The organism is Flavobacterium ginsenosidimutans (assembly GCF_003254625.1).
GTDB classification, from domain to species: domain Bacteria; phylum Bacteroidota; class Bacteroidia; order Flavobacteriales; family Flavobacteriaceae; genus Flavobacterium; species Flavobacterium ginsenosidimutans.
Window position 1 is genome coordinate 68086 of sequence record NZ_QJRJ01000078.1, and the last position, 15983, is coordinate 84068.

The 15983-nt window shown below is 32.1% G+C and carries 14 protein-coding genes; all 14 read left to right on the forward strand.

Features of this window, described 5'->3' with window-relative positions; genetic code table 11:
• The first annotated feature begins 12 nt into the window (after positions 1 to 12).
• The 14 genes from DM444_RS13600 (at position 13) to DM444_RS13665 (ending at position 15963) form a co-directional block, all read left to right on the forward strand.
• A complete protein-coding gene (locus DM444_RS13600) occupies positions 13 to 990 on the forward strand; it encodes a stage II sporulation protein M (protein ID WP_111287539.1) in 978 nt (325 codons plus the stop codon).
• Positions 990 to 1946, forward strand: a complete 957-nt coding sequence (locus tag DM444_RS13605; RefSeq protein WP_111287541.1) for a hypothetical protein — start codon at positions 990 to 992, stop codon at positions 1944 to 1946. Before DM444_RS13600 ends, DM444_RS13605 begins: the two co-directional genes overlap by 1 nt.
• Entirely contained in the window at positions 1939 to 2712 is a 774-nt protein-coding gene (locus DM444_RS13610; protein ID WP_111287543.1) for a DUF4129 domain-containing protein, read from the forward strand. The genes DM444_RS13605 and DM444_RS13610 overlap by 8 nt, the downstream gene beginning before the upstream one ends.
• Positions 2705 to 3907 (forward strand): DUF4350 domain-containing protein, encoded by a 1203-nt coding sequence (locus tag DM444_RS13615; RefSeq protein ID WP_111287545.1) that lies wholly within the window; start codon positions 2705 to 2707, stop codon positions 3905 to 3907. The genes DM444_RS13610 and DM444_RS13615 overlap by 8 nt, the downstream gene beginning before the upstream one ends.
• 107 nt (positions 3908 to 4014) lie before the next feature.
• Complete coding sequence (locus DM444_RS13620) at positions 4015 to 5028, forward strand: AAA family ATPase (RefSeq protein WP_111287547.1); 1014 nt, start codon at positions 4015 to 4017, stop codon at positions 5026 to 5028.
• 115 nt (positions 5029 to 5143) lie between these two features.
• Positions 5144 to 6475, forward strand: a complete 1332-nt coding sequence (locus DM444_RS13625; RefSeq protein ID WP_111287948.1) for a DUF58 domain-containing protein — start codon at positions 5144 to 5146, stop codon at positions 6473 to 6475.
• Positions 6476 to 6538: 63 nt separating this feature from the next.
• On the forward strand, positions 6539 to 7684 hold the full coding sequence (locus DM444_RS13630) for a transglutaminase domain-containing protein (RefSeq protein ID WP_111287549.1): 1146 nt from the start codon (positions 6539 to 6541) through the stop codon (positions 7682 to 7684).
• 180 nt (positions 7685 to 7864) lie between these two features.
• A complete protein-coding gene (locus DM444_RS13635; RefSeq protein ID WP_111287551.1) occupies positions 7865 to 8962 on the forward strand; it encodes an alkaline phosphatase family protein in 1098 nt (365 codons plus the stop codon).
• A gap of 29 nt (positions 8963 to 8991) precedes the next feature.
• Entirely contained in the window at positions 8992 to 9921 is a 930-nt protein-coding gene (locus DM444_RS13640) for a DUF2167 domain-containing protein (protein ID WP_111287553.1), read from the forward strand.
• 153 nt (positions 9922 to 10074) lie between these two features.
• A complete protein-coding gene (locus DM444_RS13645) occupies positions 10075 to 10863 on the forward strand; it encodes a TrmH family RNA methyltransferase (RefSeq protein ID WP_111287555.1) in 789 nt (262 codons plus the stop codon).
• Between the two features lie 303 nt (positions 10864 to 11166).
• Positions 11167 to 13386, forward strand: coding sequence for a RelA/SpoT family protein (locus DM444_RS13650; protein WP_111287557.1), 2220 nt, complete (start codon positions 11167 to 11169; stop codon positions 13384 to 13386).
• A gap of 17 nt (positions 13387 to 13403) precedes the next feature.
• Entirely contained in the window at positions 13404 to 13946 is a 543-nt protein-coding gene (locus DM444_RS13655; RefSeq protein ID WP_111287559.1) for a hypothetical protein, read from the forward strand.
• Positions 13947 to 14129: 183 nt separating this feature from the next.
• On the forward strand, positions 14130 to 14594 hold the full coding sequence (locus DM444_RS13660; RefSeq protein ID WP_008462215.1) for a Fur family transcriptional regulator: 465 nt from the start codon (positions 14130 to 14132) through the stop codon (positions 14592 to 14594).
• Between the two features lie 97 nt (positions 14595 to 14691).
• A complete protein-coding gene (locus DM444_RS13665; protein ID WP_111287561.1) occupies positions 14692 to 15963 on the forward strand; it encodes an adenylosuccinate synthase in 1272 nt (423 codons plus the stop codon).
• Positions 15964 to 15983: the final 20 nt, after the last annotated feature.

The following is a 15983-nucleotide window of genomic DNA, read 5'->3' on the forward strand; positions in this document are numbered from 1 at the left end:
TTTTAGCCTGCAATGAGAGAAATCGCCTTTATAAAACAAAACAGAGAAAAATGGCTCGAATTTGAGCTGGCAATTTTTGGTAAAGCTAAAAAAAATCCTGATGAATTAGCTAATTTGTACATTCAAATGATGAATGATTTGTCGTATGCCCAAACGTATTATCCTAAAAGCAAAACGGTTGTGTATTTAAATCATTTGGCTTCTCAGATTTATCAAAAGATTTATAAAACCAAACGTACGGATCAAAATCGAGTTGTAGATTTTTTTAAAATTGAAGTGCCATTGCTGGTTTACGAATACAGACGATATTTGGTTTATGCTTTTGCTTTGTTTTTTATTACCGTTGGAATTGGTGCTCTTTCTGCTCGTTACGATCGTGATTTCGTACGCCTGATTTTAGGAGACGATTACGTAAACATGACTTTAGAAAACATCAAAAAAGGCAATCCGATGGCCGTATATGGTTCTGGCAGCAATTGGGGAAGTTTTATTGGCATTACGGTAAATAACCTTTTTGTGGGCGCAAAATGTTATTTCTATGGGATTTTTGCAGGAATCGGAACTTTTAATGTTTTCCTCCAAAACTGTATTATGCTTGGGTCTTTTCAATATTTTTTCTATGAGCAAGGTGTTTTCTGGAAAAGTGTTCGAGGAATTTGGATTCACGGTTCTATGGAAATTTTTGCTATCGTAATCGAAACAACTGCTGGATTTATTTTGGGTGCTTCTATCCTATTTCCTAAAACTTTCTCCAGATTAAATTCGTTTAAAATTGGTTTCAAAAATAGTTTCAAAATATTTTTAAGCACTTTTCCTTTCACGATAAGTGCCGGATTTTTAGAAGGTTTCATTACAAGATATTCTATCGATATGCCAAATTGGTTAAGCAGTTTTATCATCTTGATTACACTTGCCATTATTTCGTTTTATTACCTGATTTATCCTTTTATTGTACACAAAAAAATAACTTCAAAATCAATTAATTTATAATGTTTGAGCTTTATAAAAAACGACAATTAGGTGATAATTTAGGCGACACTTTTACTTTTTTCAAAGATTTTGGAAAAAACTTTTTTAAGATTTTCTTCATTGTAAATGGAGCTTTCTTAGTTCTCTTTGGAATTATGATTTATACTTTGATTGAAGTCAATTTCGAAGCGATTAAAAATTCAGGTTTTGGAAATCAACAATTAAAAAGTGATCTATTAGAGCATTTCAATAATAACGAAGCTCTTACAGTTCTTTTAATATTTATTTCTGTACTTCTATTCCTGATTTTATCCTTGTTTAATTATGCGTATCCTGTTTTATATTTGAAAATGTTAGGAACCGGCAAAAAGGATTTTGAATTAAATGATGTCCTTTCAAATTTTTTCAAGGTTCTATTTAAATTGATAAAATTTAGCTTCGGATTTTTATTTATAGTTTTCCCCGTTTTATTGATAGCATTAATTATCATGTTTCTTTTATGTTTCATTATTATTGGGATTCCGTTGCTTATAATTGCTTTGCCAACGTGTTTTACGTTTTTAAATCTTTGGTTTTATAGTTATCTAACAGAGGAAAAGCGCTTTTTTGAATCGTTAAAACATGCCATTTATTTAGTCAAAAAAGATTTTTGGAATACTATCGGGACAACATTTATTATGATGATTATCATGCAGTTTGTTCAAACCGCCATAACAATGTTTTTTTACTTTGTGGGTTTATTTATCTCGCTTGCCTATTTTATCGGAAATTCTGATTCGAATAGCACAAAAGCTTTAGAACCATCGCCTTTATTAATAGGTTTTATAACGATTATTGTAATTGTCCTTATTATCCTTGGCAACATTTTTAATAATGCAATTATAATTAATCAGGGAATGGTTTATTATAGTTTAGAATCAGAAAACAAGCTTGAATCTGAATCAATTGATTTAATTGGAGATCATACTAATGAATAGGTTTTTTATTATTTTATATTTTCTTTTCTGCTTGGGCACTTTAAATGCTCAAGATACTCTTATTAAAGAAGATCCGCCAAAAATTGCCGCAATTAAATATACCGAGAAAGACATTAAAGTCGATTCTGGAACTGTTGAGGCTAGACATTTTGAGAAAAATTTCAAGAAAAAATATACTGACAAAGAATTTATCTACGAATATAAAGCTCCTGAAAAAAGCTTGCTCGATCATTTTATGCATTGGCTGGCAAGACAACTTGCTAGTTTATTTAATTTCAGCAGCGTAAAAACATCTCTTAATTTTGTTGCTATTTTATTTAGAATAATTGCAATTCTTGTCGTTATCGTTCTGATTTACTTTATAGCCAGAGCATTAACCAAACAAGAAGGAAGATGGATTTTCGGAAAAAATGCCAATAAACGAACACTGTTTTATTCAGATGCAGAAAAAAATATTCATCTTTTAGACTTCGAAAAACTTATCCAAGAAAGTATTGAAGCTGGCGAAAAAAGAATTGCTGTAAGATATTATTATTTATGGCTTTTAAAAGTAATGGCACAGCACCATTATATTGAATGGGATATCGAAAAAACCAACTCTGATTATTTGTATGAACTGCAAAGTCCTGCTCATAAAGAAGAGTTTACCTATCTTTCTTATTTGTATAATTATATTTGGTACGGCGAATTTGAGATTGATGATGCCATATTTAGAAAGACTGAAAACAGATTTAAAAAAGCATTAAAAACGTTTGGTAATGGATAATAAAGTTAAAATATACATTGCTATTCTGGTTTTAATTTTCGGAATAACATTACTTGTAGACAAAGGTCAGCCAAAACCTATTGACTGGACTCCGACATACTCTGTTGAAGATAAAATTCCGTTTGGTTTATATGTTTTTAATCAAGAAGCTGATGCTCTTTTTAAGCAGAAAATAGAAAGAATCTCGATCGAGACTCCATACGAATATTTGGATTCTCAATACGATGAAACTGAAGGTGTAGAAACCTATAAAATTAAAGGTACTTTTATTAATATCTCAGAAGTCAATAATATTGACGATCAATCTATGACTGAGATTCTATACTTTGTATCGCACGGGAATAATGCTTTTTTAAGTATGAAAGTATTTCCAAAACCATTGCTAGATTCTTTAAAAATTGAATTAAAAACAGATTTTATGCCTTCTGAAAGTATTTCGGTTTGGATGGCAAATCAAAAGGTTAGCACCAAAAAATATACTTTCAATACTGGTTTAAGTGATTATTTTTCTAAAATTGATACTTTAAAGACAAAAGTTTTAGGATATCAAACAAGCAATAAAAACAAAAGGCAGATTAACTTTATTGAAGTTCCTTATAAAAATGGTCATATCTATCTGCATACGCAGCCTGTAGCTTTTACCAATTATAATTTACTGAAAAAAGATCATTACTTGTATGCTGAAAATGTCATGTCTTATGTTCCAAAAGGAAACATTTTCTGGTACAATAAAAGCTTCAATGATAAGCGTATTTCAAGTTCGCCACTGCGTTATATTTGGAGTCAGCCTGCTTTAAAGTCAGCTTGGTATTTAGGTTTAATTGGAATTCTTATTTTTATGATTTTCAATGCAAAACGAAAACAGCGTATTGTGCCAATCATAAAACCTTTGCAGAATTTAACGGTTGATTTTACCAAAACAATTGGAAATTTATATTATCAAGAAGGCGATCATACCAATATTATTGACAAAAAAATTATTTACTTTTTAGAAAAAATCAGAACCGATTATTTGCTTGATACTTCAAAACTCGATGATGATTTTATAACTAAACTGCATTATAAAACTGGAAAAGACGAAAAAGACATTCGAGAACTGATTCAATTAATTAACGACCATCGAAACAGTTATCACGGAAGTCTCGAAGATGATCTGATTCGAATAAATACGGCAATTGAAAAGATTTTACATTAATTTATTTAGCCACAGATTAAACGGATTAACACAGATTAGTTTTTTATAAAATCATTTTAATCTTTCTAATCTGTGGCAAAAAAAAACATAAAATAAAAGACCAAATTATGGACGATATCAATACAACATCAAACGAAATCACAAACGAAAATGTGAATTTTGAAACAAGAATTAATTTAGGACCGCTTTTAGATCATGTAAACACGATCAAAAAAGAAATCGAAACAGTTATTGTGGGTCAGCACAAAATGGTAGATCAGCTTTTAGTTGCTATTTTATCAAATGGTCACGTTCTTTTAGAAGGTGTTCCTGGAGTTGCTAAAACAATTACGGCTAAATTATTGGCTAAAACCTTAAATATTGGTTTCAGCAGAATCCAGTTTACACCAGATTTAATGCCTTCTGATATTTTAGGAACTTCTATTTTCAATCTGAAAAACTCAGAATTTGAATTCAAAAAAGGGCCAATTTTCTCGAATTTGATTTTAATTGATGAAATTAACCGTGCTCCAGCAAAAACACAAGCTGCACTTTTTGAAGTTATGGAAGAGCGTCAAATTACAATTGACGGTTCTGCTTATCAGTTAGAAGCGCCATTTTTGGTTATTGCAACTCAAAATCCAGTAGAACAGGAAGGAACTTACCGTTTACCTGAAGCGCAATTGGATCGTTTTCTTTTTAAAATTACGATTGATTATCCAAAATTGAATGAAGAAATCTTAATCATTCAAAGAGAACATTCATTACAAGATCATGGAAAATTAGATGCGATTAAAACCATTCTTTCTTCTCAAGAAATCAAAGAATATCAAGGTTTGGTTAAACAAATTAGAGTAGAACAAAACTTATTAGAATACATTGCTCGAATTGTAGTAAATACGCGCGAAAATGCCTTTTTATATTTAGGGGCTTCGCCTCGTGCTTCAATCGCTATTTTGAACGCTTCAAAAGGTTTCGCCGCGATCCGCGGACGTGATTTTGTTACGCCAGAAGATATTAAAGAAGCAGCAATTCCTGTTTTACAGCATCGTGTAATTGTTGCTCCAGAACGCGAAATGGAAGGAATTACAAGTTCAGAAATCATTAAACAGATTATTGAAACGGTAGAAATACCGAGATAGTTGTTAATTATTAATGGTTAATGGTTAATTGTGAGATGGCTTCGACTTCGCTCAGCCTGACAGAGAAATGCGAAACTTGAAACCTGAAACAAAAAGAAAACTTGAAACAAAAAAAATGAAATTCATAAAAAGTCTATATCTAAACAATTTCTTTTTCTATGTGCTAATAGGCGTTATAGGATTGTTTATCTGTGCATTTATTTTTCCAAATATGTATAATGCAGTTTGGCTGCTTGTTTTGGGTTTAGTTACTTTTTTGGGACTTGACATTTTACTTTTGTATTTAGCAAGAACAGGACTTGAAGCTGAAAGAATTACTCCAGAAAAATTATCAAATGGAGATTTAAATCCTATCAAAATCAATTTAAAGAATCATTATAATTTTCCAGTTTCGGTAAAAATTATTGATGAAATTCCGTTTCAATTTCAAGTTCGCAACTTCAAGATTGTAAAAACCATAAAAGCTGCAGCACAAAAAGAAATTGGTTACGATCTTCGCCCAACACAACGCGGAGAATACTATTTCGGTTCTTTAAATGTTTATGTTTCTTCGCCTTTAAGACTGATTTCTAGAAGATTTTCTTTTGATAATAATCAAATGGTTCCAACGTATCCTTCTTATATTCAGCTAAGAAAATACGACTTAATTGCTTTTTCGAATAATCTGTTTCAATACGGAATTAAAAAAATACGCCGAATTGGACATACAATGGAATTCGAACAAATTAAGGAATATGTTCAAGGTGATGATTTGCGAACTTTAAACTGGAAAGCTACCGCAAAAAGAAATTCTTTGATGGTGAATCAGTTTCAGGACGAAAAATCGCAGTCGGTTTATATGGCAATCGACAAAGGCCGCGTCATGCAAATGCCTTTTGGTGGATTAAGCTTATTAGATTATGCTATTAATTCTTCTCTGGTTTTATCTAATGTAATTCTCAAAAAACAAGATAAAGCTGGACTTTTTTCTTTTTCTAAAAAAGTAGAAAACCGAGTTTTTGCAGAAAGAAGAGGTTCTCAAATGCAGAAAATCCTTGAAACTTTATACAATATCAAAACAGATTTTTTTGAAAGCGATTACAGCCGATTGTATGTTGATATTAAGAAAAACATCAATCAGAGAAGTTTAATTATTCTTTACACCAATTTCGAAACAATGGATGGTTTAAATCGTCAATTACCTTATTTGAAAGGAATTGCAAAAAGCCATTTGCTAGTTGTGGTATTCTTCCAAAATACAGAACTCAACTCCATCATCAATAAAAAAACAACTACTATTCAGGAAGTTTACGACAAAGTTATTGCCGAAAAATTCATGTTCGAAAAACGTTTAATCGTAAACGAATTAAAGAAATACGGAATACATTCGGTTTTGACGCAGCCAGAAAATCTTACGCTTGACGCAATCAACAAATATCTGGAGATTAAATCTAGAGGAATTTTGTAGTCTACTCATTATCAAACTTGTTCCATTTCAATCAAAATATTATTCTCAATCAAAAATCAAAAAATGAAATTAAAAATCAGTCTTATTATCTTTTTTAGCTTTTTAGCACAGTTAGTTATAAGTCAACAAAATATTCCAACTATAAAAGCAGTATCAAAAAAACTTGATATTAGAGACGGTAAAGAATATAAAAAACAATCTTGGAACATTTCTCCTGAACTAAATCCTGATGTATACGAAACATCATCTTTAGGAAAAAAAGTCACTTTTATTACTGATAAAGATTCTATCTCTGTAAAAATTAAAAAAAACACTCAATTTGATTTTGTGATTTTACTTAATGATTCTGTAAAAGCTCATACACAGATCAAGTATAAAGCCGTTATATCTCGTTTGGAAATACTAAAAAAAGCAGCCAAGTACAACTACTCTGACAATCGTTTTATTCCTGAATTCACTTATCAACCAATGGAGAATCCAAACCTAATGAAAATTAGAAAAGATTTAAAATTGGATTCAATTGCTGGAACTGGAAGCGAAACCTCTCAAATTCTTAATTTACTGCATTGGGTACATAAAATAATTAGACATGATGGAGCTAGTTATAATCCAGATTTAAAAAATGCTATTGATTTAATTAAAATTTGCAAAACCGAAAATCGAGGTCTTAACTGCAGAATGATGTCAACAATTCTTAATGAATGTTATTTAGCTATGGGCATAAAATCCAGATATATTACCTGCATGCCAAAGGAAACTGATTTTGATGATTGCCACGTAATTAATATGGTTTACAGCAACGAATTTAAAAAATGGATTTGGATTGATCCTACTTTCGATGCTTATGTTATGAATGAGAAAGGAGAATTACTTGGAATTCAAGAAGTAAGAGAAAGATTAATTAACGGCAAAACATTGATTCTAAATCCAGAAGCAAACTGGAACAACAAAGCAACGCAGACTAAAGAATATTACTTAGAAACTTATATGGCTAAAAATCTATATAGGCTAAAAACTCCAGTTTACAGCGAATACGATACTGAAACTGCAAAAGACGGAAAAGAAATTGCGTATATTGAACTATTGCCTTTAGATGGAATCGAGCAAACTCCACAAAAAACAGAGTCTACGAATACTAAAACAAACGTAAAAACTACAAATTACAAGACAAATAATCCAAATTTGTTTTGGGCTAAGCCAACAAAATAAAGGATATTATTAGTGTTCAATATTAGGGAAAAGTAAAATGGTTATGTGAAACCTTCTTTTCCCTATATTGGCTTTTATCAGCTTTTTATCTATTATTAATTTATAGTTACCTTACGTCATCCCGTAAAAATTGCTTGATTAAATTAATTAGTTTTGAATTCTATTTCAAACTAATAAGCTATGAAAAAAGCAATCCTAATTCTGTTCATTTTATTAAGCATTCAATCTCAAGCACAAAAAACAGAAAACATCATTATTATCACTACAGATGGTTTTAGATGGCAGGAAGTTTTTAAAGGAGTGGATGCAGCAATTGCCAATGATAAAAAATTTAATCAAGGAGACAGCGCTTACATTTATAAAAAATACGGGAATCCAGATATCAAAGAATCTCGTAAAAAATTAATGCCTTTTTTCTGGTCTGAAATTGCCTCAAAAGGTCAAATTTATGGAAATCGAGATTTAGGAAACAAAGTCGATGTTGCCAATCCATATTGGTTTAGTTATCCTGGTTATAGCGAAATTATGACTGGAAATGTTGATCTTCAGGTTAACTCAAATGGCTACAAACCTAATCCAAATGTCAATGTTTTAGAGTTTTTAAATCAGCAGGCTAAACTAAAAGGAAAAGTTGCAGCTTTTGGAGCTTGGGATGCTTTTGACCGAATTTTAAATGAAGAAAGAAGCGGTTTTCCTGTCATTTCTGCATTTGATAAAGTGGGCGGAAACAAACCAACAGCAGCTCAAAAATTACTGAACGAAATGCGTGACAATTCATTTAAACCTTTTCATGAAGATGAATGTTTAGACGTTTTTACACATTATCAAGCATTAGATGAACTAAAAACGAAAAAGCCAAAAGTGTTATACATCGCCTACGGTGAAACCGACGAATGGGCACATCACGGAGATTACAGATCGTATCTTGATGCTGCAAATCAAGTAGATAAATGGATTCAGGAAATCTGGAATTTTGTTCAAACCGATCCTCAATACAAAAACAAAACAACCCTATTTATAACAGTAGATCACGGTCGTGGCAATAAAGTAAAATCGCAATGGACAGATCATGGCTCTGATGTTCCAGGAGCATCTGAAATTTGGTTTGCCGCAATGGGTCCAGAAATTGCCCCAAAAGGCGAAATCAAAACAGAAGCTCAATTCTATCAAAAACAATTTGCTCAAACTTTAGCAAAATTGATGGGTTATGATTTTAAAACCTCACATCCTGTAGAAAAAGAAGTTTCAGAATTATTACAAAGTAACCAAAAACCATAAATAATTAATCTTTAACCAATCAACCAAAAATGAAAAAACCTTTATTATTTCTTTTGTTATGGACGATTTCAATTACCAAAATGATCGCCCAAGAACCTGATACGCTCAAAGCTTATTATGACAAAATTGAAAAATCCTTTAACTACGAAACAGGAAAAATTACACTTACTGAAGGCAACGGAACTTTGAATGTTCCTAAAGGATTTAAATTTTTAAATGGAGAACAAACTCAAAATGTACTTAGCAATTTATGGGGAAATCCAGAAGATAAATCAATTCTAGGATCACTTGTTCCAGATGGAAAAGGCGTTACCCATGGTGACAGCTGGATGTTTGTAATTAGCTATCAAGGAGATGGTTATGTAAAAGATGATGATGCAGGTGATATTGATTATACAGATCTTCTGAAAACTATGAAGGAAGATGTAGCGACAGAAAATGAAGAAAGAAAAAAAGCTGGTTATCCTGAAGTTCAATTGATCGGGTGGGCTTCTACTCCATTCTATGACAACAATTTAAAAGTGCTTCATTGGGCAAAAGAATTACAATTCGGTCAAGATAAAGAACACACTTTAAATTACGATTTAAGAGTTTTAGGAAGAAAAGGAATGTATAATATTTCTGCTGTTGCTGGTGTAAATCAATTAGCAGAAGTAAAAGCAAGTATTCCAGAAATCATCAAAAGTGTTGCGTTTGATCAAGGAAATAAATACTTAGATTTTGATGCCGATACTGATACCGTTGCTGCATGGACAATTGGCGGATTAGTTGCTGGAAAAGTATTAGCTAAAGTTGGTTTCTTTGCTATTTTGGCAAAATTCGGAAAGTTTATCGTAATCGGAATTATAGCGGCTTTTGCTGCAATAAAGAAATTTCTTTTTGGAAACAAAGACCAAATAGTTACAAAACCTGCTGAAGAAACAGCTCTTTTAGAAGAAAACAATTCTACCGAAGAGTAAAGTTTTGTTTGCCACGAATTCATGGATTTTTAATAATTTTTTTTACTATTTAGCAGAAAAAAATAATTCGTGAATTCGTGGCTATTTTTTATGGCTTGCAGGAAGAAAAAAACTCTGTACCTTTGCCCCTCTGCAACTTTGAGCCTTAAAAAAATGAAACAAATCACTTCAATTCAAAATCCGTTTATCAAATCTTTGGTTTTACTTCAGGAAAAATCCAAAGCCAGAAAACAAACCGGAACATTTTTGATTGAAGGTTTAAGAGAAATTTCATTAGCTATAAAAGGAGGCTATGAAATCGAAACGGTTTTATTTTTACCTGAATTAGTTTCTGAATCAGAAATCAATAAACTAATTAAAAATCCGTTTCAAATCATTGAAATCAATAAAGAGGTTTACCAAAAACTTGCTTATCGTGATACGACAGAAGGAATTTTAGCTGTAGCTAAAAGCAAATCCCTAAAATTATCTGATTTAAAATTATCTGATAATCCATTAATTCTGGTTGTTGAATCTCTGGAAAAACCAGGAAATATTGGCGCTGTTTTACGTACAGCAGATGCTGCCAATTTAGATGCCGTTTTGATTGCCAATCCAAAAAGCGACTTATACAATCCGAATATTGTTCGTTCAAGCGTTGGCTGTTTATTTACCAACCAAATTGCAACTGGAACAACCACAGAAATCATTTCTTTTTTAAAAGAAAAAAAGATCAATTTCTATAGCGCCACTTTACAAAATTCAACTTCTTATCACACTCAAAACTTCACCACTCCAACGGCTTTGGTTGTAGGAACAGAAGCAACAGGTTTAACGCAAGAATGGCGTGATAATGCAACTCAAAACATTATTATTCCAATGCAAGGCGAAATTGATAGTATGAATGTTTCTGTTGCAGCCGCTATTTTAATTTTTGAAGCTAAAAGACAAAGAGGGTTTTGATTTTAGATTTTAGATTTTAGATTTTAGATTTTAGATTTTAGATTTTAGATTTTAGATTTTAGATTTTCTAAAAGTCGCTTTGCTCCTTTTTGGAATTTGGTCCCGAGGCTTCGGGATAAAAAATTGGAATTTATTTTTAATCCCTTTTCAGCTGTCAGGCTGAGCTAAGTCGAAGCCCTTTCCAGAGACGAAAAATCCAAAATTTCACCCTCAAAAATCTAAAATCTGAACTCTAAATCAACAATCCATTCCCTTGCGTATGTTCAAACTAATTCTTATTTTTAGTACTTGAACTATGCCGTTATGACAGAAATAGATATAGAAAAAGAAAACAAAGCTATTGCGCAGGAATACAAAGAATTACTACGAATAAGTTACCAAACTTTAAGCCCAACCGACAAAAAATTAATTCGAAAAGCTTTTGATGTTGCCGTAGATGCGCACAAAGAACAGAGAAGAAAATCTGGTGAGGCGTATATCTTTCATCCTATTGCAGTTGCAAAAATTGTTGCCTCAGAAATTGGTCTGGGAGCGACCTCTATCGCTGCGGCCTTACTTCACGATGTTGTTGAAGATACTCCAATTACAGTTGAAGATATTGAACGTTTGTTTAATCCGAAAGTAGCTCAACTGGTTGAAGGTCTTACTAAGATTTCATTGGTTCAAAAAGACTTAAATGCTTCAATGCAGGCGGAGAATTTCAGAAAAATGATTCTGACATTGAACGATGATGTTCGTGTAATTTTAATCAAATTGGCTGACCGTTTGCATAACATGCAGACAATGGATTCGATGGCAGAATACAAACAAACCAAAATCGCATCTGAAACTTTATACATTTACGCACCTCTAGCGCACCGTTTGGGACTTTATAACATTAAAACTAAACTAGAAGATTTAGGATTAAAATATACTGAACCAGCAGTTTATGATGATATCGTAAGTAAAATTCGTGAAACTAAAGAAGAGCAAGATGCTTATATCAAAGATATTTCGGATGTTTTGAAAAAATCTTTAGATAACGAAGGCGTAGATTATATCATCAAAGGCCGACCAAAATCGATTTATTCTATTCGTCGAAAAATGCGTGCTCAAAACGTAACTTTTGATGAAGTTTATGACAAATTTGCCCTTAGAATTGTTTACAAAGCTTCTCCACAGGAAGAAAAATTCATAGCTTGGAAAATTTATTCGATTGTAACGGATCATTACAGACCGAGTCCGAGCCGTTTGCGTGATTGGATTTCATCACCAAAATCAACTGGTTATGAAGCACTTCACATTACTGTAATGGGACCAAAAGGACGCTGGGTTGAAGTTCAGGTTCGAAGCGAACGTATGGACGAAATTGCAGAAAAAGGTTATGCTGCGCACTACAAATACAAAAATGGCGCAAGCGAAGAAAGTGGTTTAGATGTTTGGTTGAATTTACTTCGTGAAGCATTAGAAAATCCAGAAACCAATGCGGTTGATTTTGTGGAAGATTTCAAAATGAATCTGTATTCAAAAGAAATCTTCATCTTTACACCAAAAGGAGAAATCAAATCACTGCCAAAAGGTGCCACTTCTCTTGATTTTGCTTTCAGTATTCACTCTGAAATCGGGATTAAAACTCGCGGAACTCGTGTTAATGGCCGTTTAGTTCCATTAAATTACGAACTAAAAAGTGGTGACCAAGTTGAAGTTATTACTTCGCCTAACCAAAAACCAACGGTAAACTGGTTAGAATATGTAACAACTTCGAGAGCTAAAAATAAAATTAAAAACGTTCTTAACGAGAACACTAAAAAAATTGCAGAAGAAGGAAAAGAATTACTTGTCAGAAAATTAAAACATCTAAAAGTTACGTTCAACGAACAGGTAACAAACGAGTTAGTTAACTTCTTTAAACTAAAAACAAGTTTAGATTTATTTTATAGAGTTGGAATTGGTGCGATCGAAAATCAGCAATTAAAAGATTTTGCGGCGCAGAAAAGCAATTCGTTTATCAATTTCTTTAAAAATAAAATTAAACGAACGAAAGATACTGCAGATGAAGACATTCATAAACCAGTCATTAGCAGTAACTATGACATGCTGGTTTTTGGGACAGAACATGACAAACTAGATTATAAGCTTTCGCAATGCTGTAACCCAATTCCAGGTGATGATGTTTTTGGTTTTGTTACCATTAACGAAGGAATAAAAGTGCACAAAAAAGATTGTCCGAACGCGATCGGAATGCAGTCTAATTATGCTTACAGAATCATGAGCGCCAAATGGATTGATTCTTCTCAAGAGGAATTCAAAGCCATTATCAATATTACCGGAATGGATGTTTTAGGACTTACCAACCAATTGACAAAAGTAATTTCAAACAATATGAGCGTAAATATTCAAAGTATTTCACTGAGTACAGATGCTGGAATTTTCCACGGACAAGTTGCCGTAATTGTTAAAAACAATACTATTTTGAAAAAAATGATTAGCGCCATCAAAAAAATTGACGGAGTTGATAAGGTTACTAGAGAGTATAGAACTTAAACTAATTACTATTAATCATGGAAAATAAATCCTTAGAAATTCCTAAAATAGAATTTGATGAAAATGGAGAGCTTTTAATTACGGCATCTGAATCTTCATCAAAAGACGATTTTGATTTTTTTCAAGGAAAATCTGTTATTCGTAATAGAAAATTAAAATCCAGATTAACGAATTGCGATGAGTGGATTGAATTTCCTTCAACACAGGAAATGTACAAGATTTTAAATGGAATTGGAAACATTGATAATTTTCTAGCCACTTTTGATGGAGAACCTTTTGAAGGTATGACAGTAAGATTATTTAATCCGATAACAAAATTGTGGAGCATTTACTGGTCTGATTCTAACACAGGAACATTAGACAAACCTGTAGTTGGTTCTTTTGAAAATAAAGTGGGGCATTTTTTTTCTAAAGATGTTTTTAATGAAAAACCAGTTATTCAAGTATTCCGATGGGATGCTCGAGACGAAAAGAATCCTGTTTGGAGCCAGGCAATGTCTGATGACAAAGGAAAAACTTGGGAATGGAACTGGTATATGTACATGTCGAAATCAAGTTAACCATTGTTAGTTTTTTCATAAATTAAAAAAATTATGTTAATTAAGCTAAATTAAGCTTTCAAAATATTTTTAACGCAAAAGCCTGTATTTAGTGCATTATCACTAATCAAAAACAAGTTTAAACGTTAAACTTTAAACCCGAAACTTTTATTCATTAAAAATAAAAAATTATCTTTGCCGGATATGACACTTATTTCAACTGACAACACTAAGAATCAAGAAATTGTAAAAAATGTTTTTACACTATATCTTGAACAAAAAGGGCATCGCAAAACTCCTGAGCGTTATGCTATACTTCAGGAAATTTACGATAGCGAGGAGCATTTTGATATAGAAAACCTTTATATCAAGATGAAAAACAAAAACTATCGTGTAAGTAGAGCTACTTTATACAACACGATCGAGTTATTGTTGGACTGCGCTTTGGTTAGAAAACATCAATTTGGACAAAATCAGGCTTACTACGAAAAATCATATTTTGATAAACAGCACGATCACATCATTATGACAGATTCTGGTGAGGTAATCGAATTTTGTGATCCAAGAATTCAAACCATCAAAAAGACTATCGAAGAAATTTTTGATATTGAAATTACAAATCACTCGCTTTATTTCTACGGAAACAAAAAGCAAAACTCAAATTCATAGTCTTTTCAAATTAGACTTTTCAAAAAAATAAAAAAAAGAAAATTAACTACATAATCAGTAGGACGATTTAGATTGTCCCAACGCAAATTAAAACAGAATGACCGTAGATTTATTACTAGGATTACAATGGGGAGATGAAGGTAAAGGAAAAATTGTTGACGTACTTACCTCAAATTACGATATTATTGCACGTTTCCAAGGAGGACCAAATGCAGGACATACACTAGAATTTGACGGAATTAAACACGTACTTAGAACAATTCCTTCTGGAATTTTTCACAAAAACTCAGTAAACATTATCGGAAATGGTGTTGTAATTGATCCTGTAGTTTTTCAAAAAGAAATCGAAGGTTTAGAGAAATTCAACCTTGACATCAAAAGCAAATTGATTATTTCAAGAAAAGCGCACTTAATTTTACCAACTCACCGTTTGCTAGACGCAGCTTCTGAAGCTTCTAAAGGAAAAGCAAAAATTGGTTCTACTCTTAAAGGAATTGGACCAACTTACATGGACAAAACTGGTAGAAATGGTTTACGTGTTGGAGATATCGAATTAGAAGATTTCAAAGAGCGTTACAGAGCTTTGGCTGACAAACATGAAGCAATGATTGCTTTTCATGATGTTGCTATTCAATATAATTTAGCTGAACTTGAAAAAGAATTCTTCGAAGCTATTGAAGAATTAAAAAAATTAGATTTCATTGATAGCGAAGAATATATGCACCAAGCTCAAAAAGCTGGAAAATCTATTCTTTGCGAAGGTGCTCAAGGATCTTTATTAGATGTTGATTTCGGAACTTATCCTTTCGTAACTTCATCAAACACTACTGCTGCTGGAGCTTGTACTGGTTTAGGAATTGCTCCTAACAAAATCAAAGAGGTTTACGGAATTTTCAAAGCTTATGTTACACGTGTAGGTAGTGGACCTTTCCCAACTGAACTTTTTGACGAAGTTGGTGCTACAATGGCAAAAGTTGGTAACGAATTTGGTTCTGTAACAGGAAGACAAAGACGTTGCGGATGGTTAGACTTAGTTGCTTTAAAATATGCAGTTCAAGTTAACGGAGTTACGCAGTTAATGATGATGAAAGGTGATGTTCTTTCTGGTTTCGAAACTTTAAAAGTTTGTACTGAATACAACTACAAAGGTCAAAACATTTCTCATTTCCCTTACAACATTGAGCCAGAAAACGTTACTCCTATTTACAAAGAATTCAAAGGATGGAAACAAGATTTAACTGGATTGACATCTTACGATCAATTACCAATTGAGCTAAAAGAATATATTGAGTTTATTGAAAAAGAAATCGAAGTGCCAATCAAAATTGTATCGGTTGGACCAGATAGAAAACAAACAATAACAAAATAATACATTTTAAACGCTCTGAT

Coding starts and splice junctions, on each gene's coding strand:
- DM444_RS13600 (WP_111287539.1), top strand. CDS start 13: ATGAGAGAAATCGCCTTTATAAAACAAAACAGAGAAAAATGGCTCGAA.
- DM444_RS13605 (WP_111287541.1), top strand. CDS start 990: ATGTTTGAGCTTTATAAAAAACGACAATTAGGTGATAATTTAGGCGAC.
- DM444_RS13610 (WP_111287543.1), top strand. CDS start 1,939: ATGAATAGGTTTTTTATTATTTTATATTTTCTTTTCTGCTTGGGCACT.
- DM444_RS13615 (WP_111287545.1), top strand. CDS start 2,705: ATGGATAATAAAGTTAAAATATACATTGCTATTCTGGTTTTAATTTTC.
- DM444_RS13620 (WP_111287547.1), top strand. CDS start 4,015: ATGGACGATATCAATACAACATCAAACGAAATCACAAACGAAAATGTG.
- DM444_RS13625 (WP_111287948.1), top strand. CDS start 5,144: ATGAAATTCATAAAAAGTCTATATCTAAACAATTTCTTTTTCTATGTG.
- DM444_RS13630 (WP_111287549.1), top strand. CDS start 6,539: ATGAAATTAAAAATCAGTCTTATTATCTTTTTTAGCTTTTTAGCACAG.
- DM444_RS13635 (WP_111287551.1), top strand. CDS start 7,865: ATGAAAAAAGCAATCCTAATTCTGTTCATTTTATTAAGCATTCAATCT.
- DM444_RS13640 (WP_111287553.1), top strand. CDS start 8,992: ATGAAAAAACCTTTATTATTTCTTTTGTTATGGACGATTTCAATTACC.
- DM444_RS13645 (WP_111287555.1), top strand. CDS start 10,075: ATGAAACAAATCACTTCAATTCAAAATCCGTTTATCAAATCTTTGGTT.
- DM444_RS13650 (WP_111287557.1), top strand. CDS start 11,167: ATGACAGAAATAGATATAGAAAAAGAAAACAAAGCTATTGCGCAGGAA.
- DM444_RS13655 (WP_111287559.1), top strand. CDS start 13,404: ATGGAAAATAAATCCTTAGAAATTCCTAAAATAGAATTTGATGAAAAT.
- DM444_RS13660 (WP_008462215.1), top strand. CDS start 14,130: ATGACACTTATTTCAACTGACAACACTAAGAATCAAGAAATTGTAAAA.
- DM444_RS13665 (WP_111287561.1), top strand. CDS start 14,692: ATGACCGTAGATTTATTACTAGGATTACAATGGGGAGATGAAGGTAAA.